Below are 5,702 nucleotides of genomic sequence, written 5' to 3'. Positions count from 1 at the left end.
GGGCCGGGGGAAGTGGAGGACTCATGGCCGAGTGCCCTTCACTGGCCGTCGACGATGGCGATGTTGCGGTAGGCGCGACCGAAATGGCGCTCGATGCGGCGCTGGACGATGTCCCACAGCGAGGTCATCAGCAGGTAATAGAGGGCGGCCACCGTGAACAGTTCCAGCACCATGAAGCGCTCCTGGATGAGCAGCTGGGTGCTGCGCAGCAGCTCCTCCATCGAGATGACGGAGGTTACCGAGGTCGTCTTCAGCAGCCCGTTCACGCTGTTGCCCAGCGCCGGAATGATGATGCGGACGGCCTGCGGCAGCACGATGTAGGCCATCACCTGGGCCGAATTCAGGCCGAGCGCCCGGCCGGCATTGCTCTGCCCGGCGGCGACGCCGAGGATGCCGCCGCGGATGATCTCGGCCAGATATGCCGCTTCGTTGAGGATCAGGCCGATCAGCGCCGATTCCGTCACCGACAGCTTGATGCCGATCTGCGGCAGGCCGGTGTAGATGATGATGAGCTGGACCAGCAGCGGCGTGCCGCGGAACACCCAGATGTAGGTCTGCGCCACCCGTGCGACCCAGCGATAGGGCGACAGCCGCAGCAGCGCCAGCACGCAGCCGAGCACGAGGCCGCCGGCAATGCCCGCCAGCGTCAGCCACAGGGTGGTGATCGCTCCGCTGAACAGATACCCGTTGAACAGGTACTCGAAGAAGCCGTCCCAGTTCCAGCCGCTGGTCATTCCGTCACCTTTTCACTCTTGTCAGATGCGCGGGCGGCGGGGGGAAGGTCTCCACCGCCGCCCGCGTTACGCGTCTCACATGCCGGGGCCGTTGACCTTGAAGGCGCCGTCGTTGGGCAGCAGGCCGTACTCGTCCATCAGCGCCTTGTACGAACCATCCTTCTGCATGTCGTTGAGGACGCCGACCACGGCCTCGCTCAGCGTCTTGCTCTTCATCGCCAGGGCGACCGGGGTCGGGAACAGGCCGTGCAGGGCGCGCTCGAAGTCGCCGCGCTTGGCGTATTCGGCCGCGGTCGGGTCGATGGCAACCGACGCCTCGGTCTGGCCGGCGCGCAGCGCCTGATAGGCGGTGGCGAAATTGTCGAAGGTCTTGATCTCGATCGGCTTCAGCCCCTTGGCGACAATCATCTTGTCGAGTTCGCGCAGCTTGCGCTCCTCGAAGCCGCCCAGCTCGACGCCGACCGGACGGCCCGACAGATCCTCCGGCTTGGTGATCTTCAGCGGGTTGCCCTTGCTCACCGAGATGCTGATCGCCTGGGATTCATAGTTGATCATCGGCATCATCTTGGCCCGCTCCTCGGTCCAGAAGATGCCGGTGTTGATCAGGTCCCAGCGGCCGGCCTGGAGGCCGGGGATCATCGCCGAGAACTCGATGCGGACATATTCCGGCGTCAGGCACAGGCGCTTGGCGATCTCGTTGCCCAGCGTGATGCGCATGCCCTTCAGCTGGCCGCTGCTGTCGACGAACTGCATCGGCGGCAGGGTCGGGTTGGTCGACATCACCAGCGTGCCGGGCTTGACCAGCTCGGAATCGGCGACCGCCGGCTTGCAGGCGGCGGTTTGGGCAGCAGCGGGGAGGGCGAACAGGGTCAGGCCGGCAGCGATCAGCAGCGTGCGAATGGTCATCGTAAACCCCTTTTCTGGTGTTCGGATCTCGGAATCGGGCGAAGCGATCAGGCGAGGGAGTCGATCAGGCCGTAGGCCGCCAGATCGGCGCGCAGGGCCTCGGCGTCGGCCTCCGGCAACGGCAGGCGCGGCGCGCGGGGGGCGCCGACGGGCAGGCCCATCATGCCGAGCCCGGTCTTCGAGGCGGCGACGTAGCGGTGGCCGCCGACCCAGCGGACGATGGGCAGCATCTTCTTATAGAGCGCCAGCGCCTGCTCCTTGTCGCCATGGTCGGCCACCAGCTCGAACAGGCGGGCGGAATCGCGCGGGATCAAGTTGGAGCAGACGGCGACCCAGCCCTGGGCGCCGAGCCAGAAGGATTCATAGCCGAGGATGCCAGCGAACACCGTCATGCGGTCGCCGCACAGCTCGATGATGTCGCGGACCCGCGTCACCTCCAGCGTCGATTCCTTGATGTAGAGGACGTTGTCGATCTCGCTGAGCCGCGCGACGATGGGCGGGGTGAGGTCGACATTGGCGGTCGCCGGGTTGTTGTAGATCATCACCGGCAGCGAGATCGCCTCGCCGATGCGGCGGTAATGCTCGAACAGTTCGTCGGGCGTCGGCGAGCTGTAATAGGGCGGGATCACCATCACCCCGTCGGCGCCCATGCTTTCCGCCTCCTTGGCCAGCGCAACGGCGTCGCGCGTCCATTCGGCGCCGGTGCCGATCAGCACGGGCACGCGGCCCGCCGCCTCGGTCACGCAGATCTCGATGACCTGCGCCCGCTCCTCCGGGGTCATCGACAGGAACTCGCCGGTGCTGCCGAGCGGGATCAGCCCGTGGATGCCCTGCTCGATCTGCCAGTTCACCAGCTTCCTGAGCGCCGGAACATCCACAGCACCACCGTCGGCGGTGAAGGGGGTGATGAGGACCGTGTAGGTGCCGCGCAATGCCGTCATGGGTTCCCCCAAGCTCCTGCCTAATTTTTGACCTTGCCTAAATACTACTCGTATACTACCTGTATACAGGAATCCAGCGCTAATTGACGTACCCTCGAAAAGCGCTTTCCACCGCATCCGGACAAAGCGACCGCCCATGCGCCTCGAACATCCAAGCGTCCGCCGCAATGGCGCTCCCATCGAGATCACCTATGACGGCGAACGGATCCCCGCGCTGGCCGGGGAGACGGTGGCGGCGGCCCTGGCGGCGCACGGCGTCGCCGCCTACCGTCACAGCCGCGACGGCGGGCGGCGCGGTCTCTACTGCGGCATGGGCGCCTGCTTCGAATGTCTGGTGACGGTGGACGGCAAGGCGAGCCAGCGCGCCTGCCTGACCAAGGTGGCCGACGGCCAGACCATCCGCTCGCAGCCGCCGGCCGGCACGCCGGAGGATCCGCTGGCCCCGCTGGTGCCGCCGCCGGTGGGCGACGCGCCGGAGGAGCGGACGGTCGATGTGCTGGTGATCGGCGCCGGCCCGGCCGGTCTGGCGGCTGCCGAAGCGGCGGCGCGGCGCGGCGCCGACGTGGTGGTGCTCGACGAGCGGCCGCAGAGCGGCGGCCAGTATTTCAAGCCGCTCGCCCCCTCGCACCGCGCCGACCGGCCGACCGACCGGCAGTTCCGCGCCGGCCTCGCCCTGCTCGACGCGGCGAAGGCAGCCGGCGCCGCCATCGTCCAGGAGGCGACGGTGTGGGGCGCCCATGCCCCCGACGAGGTCGTCGCCGTCGTTGCCGGGCGCGAGACCGTCTACCGGCCGCGCCGGCTGGTGATCGCCGGCGGCGCCTATGAGCGGCCGGCGCCTTTCGCGGGTTGGACGCTGCCCGGCGTGATGACGACCGGAGCCGGCCAGACCCTGGCGCGCGCCTACCGCGTGGCGCCCGGCCGCCGGGTGGTGATCGCCGGCAACGGTCCGCTCAATCTGCAACTGGCCTGCGAGCTGGTGGAGGGCGGCGTAGAGGTGCTCGCCGTGCTGGAAAGCGCGCCGCGCCCGTCGCCCGCCCAATGGCGGCAGATGCTGACCGCGCTGCGCGCCGCCCCCGGCCTGATCGGCGACGGCGCGCGCTATCTGTTGAGGCTGCGGCGAGCCGGAGTGCCGGTGCTGTGGGGGCATGGGGTGGTCGCGGCGGCGGGGGAGGGCCGGCTGGAGCGGGTGCGTTACGCCCCGCTCGGCACCGATGGCGCTCCCCGGCTGGGCGAGGCCGTCACCGTTCCCGCCGACGCGCTGTGCCTGGGCTACGGTTTCATCCCCTCGACCGAGATCGCCCGCGCGCTCGGCTGCGCCCACCGGCTGGTCGAAGATCGCCATCTCGGCTATCTCGCCACCGAGATCGCGGTGGACGGCGCCACCAGCGTGGCGGGGGTCTTCGCCGTCGGTGACGGTGTCGATCTCGGCGGGTCGAAGGTGGCGCAGGCGCGCGGACGCCTCGCCGGCATCGCCGCCGCCACCCAGCTCGGCCTGAGCGACGGCGACCCGGAGGAGAGCCGGCGGGCGCTGGCCGATCTGCGGCGGGCCGACGGCTTCCAGGCGGCGCTGTGGTCGATCTACCGGGCGCCGCCGGTTCGGCTCGAGTCCGTACCCGACGATGCCATGCTGTGCCGTTGCGAGGAGGTCACCTTCGGCCGCGTCCGTGCCGAGATTGCCGCCGGCCATGACAGCCTCGCGGCGCTGAAGCGCAACACCCGGCTCGGCATGGGCCGCTGCCAGGGGCGCTACTGCGCCGCGACCGCCGCCCTGCTGCTGGAGCAGGCGACCGGCAGGAAGCGGTCGCCCGACCAGTATCTGGCGCCGCGCCTGCCGGCCAAGCCGACGCCGGCCGGCGCCTTCGCCTTCGAGAAGCCGGAATGGGGCGGCCACCAGCGCGCCATCACCCCCAACCTCGCCCGCCCGCTGGAGGACGGCCCGCTGCCCGATCAGGAGGCGGAGATCCTGATCGTCGGCGGCGGCGTGGTCGGTTCCTGCCTCGCCTATTACCTGACCCAGGCCGGCCGCGACGTGCTGGTCGTCGAGCGCGGCGACACCAATTTGCAGGCCTCGGGCGCCAATGCCGGCAGCCTGCATGTCCAGCTGCTGTCCTTCGACTTCGGCGCCAAGGCCGAGGCGGGCGGCGGGCCGGCGGCGGCGACGCTGACGCTCGGCCCGCGCTCCATCGCCTTGTGGCGGGAACTGGAGAAGGCTTGCGATGCCGATTTCGAACTGGCGGTCACCGGCGGGCTGATGGTGGCGGACAGCCCGGCCGGCATGGAGTTCCTGCGCGCCAAGGCGGCGCTGGAGCGGCGATACGGCGTCGAGAACGCCATCATCGACGCGGCCGAACTGCGCCGCCTCGCTCCCGCCCTGTCGGACGGGCTGGTCGGCGCCGAATACGCCCCGCAGGAGGGCAAGATCAACCCGCTGCGCGCGACATACGCTGTGCTGGAGCAGGCGCGCCGCCAGGGTGCCCGCTTCCTGCGCGGGGTGAATGTCACGGGCATCGCAGCCCTGCCGTCCGTCGAGGGCGGCGGCTGGCGGGTCGAGACCTCGCGCTGCCGCATCCGCGCCAAACAGATCGTCAACGCCAGCGGCCCGTGGGCGCGCGAGACCGGGCGGCTGGTCGGCATTGACGTGCCGGTCCACAGCGCGCCCCTGCAGATGATCGTCACCGAGCCGGCGCCCAAGCTGGTCGGCCAGCTCGTCGCCCATGCCGACCGCCATCTCAGCCTGAAGCAGGCGGTCACCGGGGGCTTGATCATCGGCGGCGCCTGGACCGCCGTCTTCGATCCGGCGCGCCGTTTCAACACGGTGTCGCGCTCCAGCATCGAAGGCAACCTGTGGGTCGCCCGCCATGTGCTGCCGCAGATCGCCGGGCTGCATGTGGTGCGCGCCTGGGCGGCGATGAACATCAACATCGACGGCGCGCCGATCCTCGGCCCGGTGCCGGGATTGCCGGGCTTCTTCAACACGGTGACGTCCAACGGCTTCACCCTGGCGCCGGTCGTCGCCCGCATGACCGCCGACCTGCTGCTCGACGGCCGCACCGACATCGACCCGACCCCCTTCCTGATCGACCGGTTCGGCTGAACCGCCCCCTCATCCGTCCCCCCTCAT

4 protein-coding genes are annotated in these 5,702 nt (G+C 69.9%); 1 reads left to right on the top strand and 3 read right to left on the bottom strand.

What is annotated here, in order from left to right; translation table 11 throughout:
* Window positions 1-38: 38 nt before the first annotated feature.
* From GBZ48_RS35475 to dapA, 3 genes are all read right to left on the bottom strand, one after another.
* A complete protein-coding gene (locus GBZ48_RS35475) occupies window positions 39-734 on the bottom strand; it encodes an amino acid ABC transporter permease (protein ID WP_098737327.1) in 696 nt (231 codons plus the stop codon).
* 75 nt (window positions 735-809) lie between these two features.
* Window positions 810-1,640, bottom strand: a complete 831-nt coding sequence (locus GBZ48_RS35470) for an ABC transporter substrate-binding protein (protein ID WP_174475314.1) — start codon at window positions 1,638-1,640, stop codon at window positions 810-812.
* Window positions 1,641-1,687: 47 nt separating this feature from the next.
* On the bottom strand, window positions 1,688-2,581 hold the full coding sequence (dapA, locus tag GBZ48_RS35465) for a 4-hydroxy-tetrahydrodipicolinate synthase (protein ID WP_174475313.1): 894 nt from the start codon (window positions 2,579-2,581) through the stop codon (window positions 1,688-1,690).
* Window positions 2,582-2,717: 136 nt separating this feature from the next.
* Here dapA and GBZ48_RS35460 point away from each other — a divergent pair, with 136 nt between their 5' ends.
* Window positions 2,718-5,675, top strand: coding sequence for an FAD-dependent oxidoreductase (locus tag GBZ48_RS35460; protein ID WP_174475312.1), 2,958 nt, complete (start codon window positions 2,718-2,720; stop codon window positions 5,673-5,675).
* The last annotated feature ends 27 nt before the right edge of the window (window positions 5,676-5,702 follow it).

The organism is Azospirillum melinis (assembly GCF_013340935.1).
In the GTDB taxonomy this organism is placed as follows: Bacteria; Pseudomonadota; Alphaproteobacteria; order Azospirillales; family Azospirillaceae; genus Azospirillum; species Azospirillum melinis.
The sequence above is the reverse complement of the archived record's forward strand: the minus strand, read 5'-3'. Positions and strand labels throughout refer to the sequence as shown.

Bases quoted from the DNA above. Each gene is read 5' to 3' on its own strand.
- GBZ48_RS35475 (WP_098737327.1), bottom strand. From the start codon at position 734: ATGACCAGCGGCTGGAACTGGGACGGCTTCTTCGAGTACCTGTTCAAC.
- dapA (WP_174475313.1), bottom strand. From the start codon at position 2,581: ATGACGGCATTGCGCGGCACCTACACGGTCCTCATCACCCCCTTCACC.
- GBZ48_RS35470 (WP_174475314.1), bottom strand. From the start codon at position 1,640: ATGACCATTCGCACGCTGCTGATCGCTGCCGGCCTGACCCTGTTCGCC.
- GBZ48_RS35460 (WP_174475312.1), top strand. From the start codon at position 2,718: ATGCGCCTCGAACATCCAAGCGTCCGCCGCAATGGCGCTCCCATCGAG.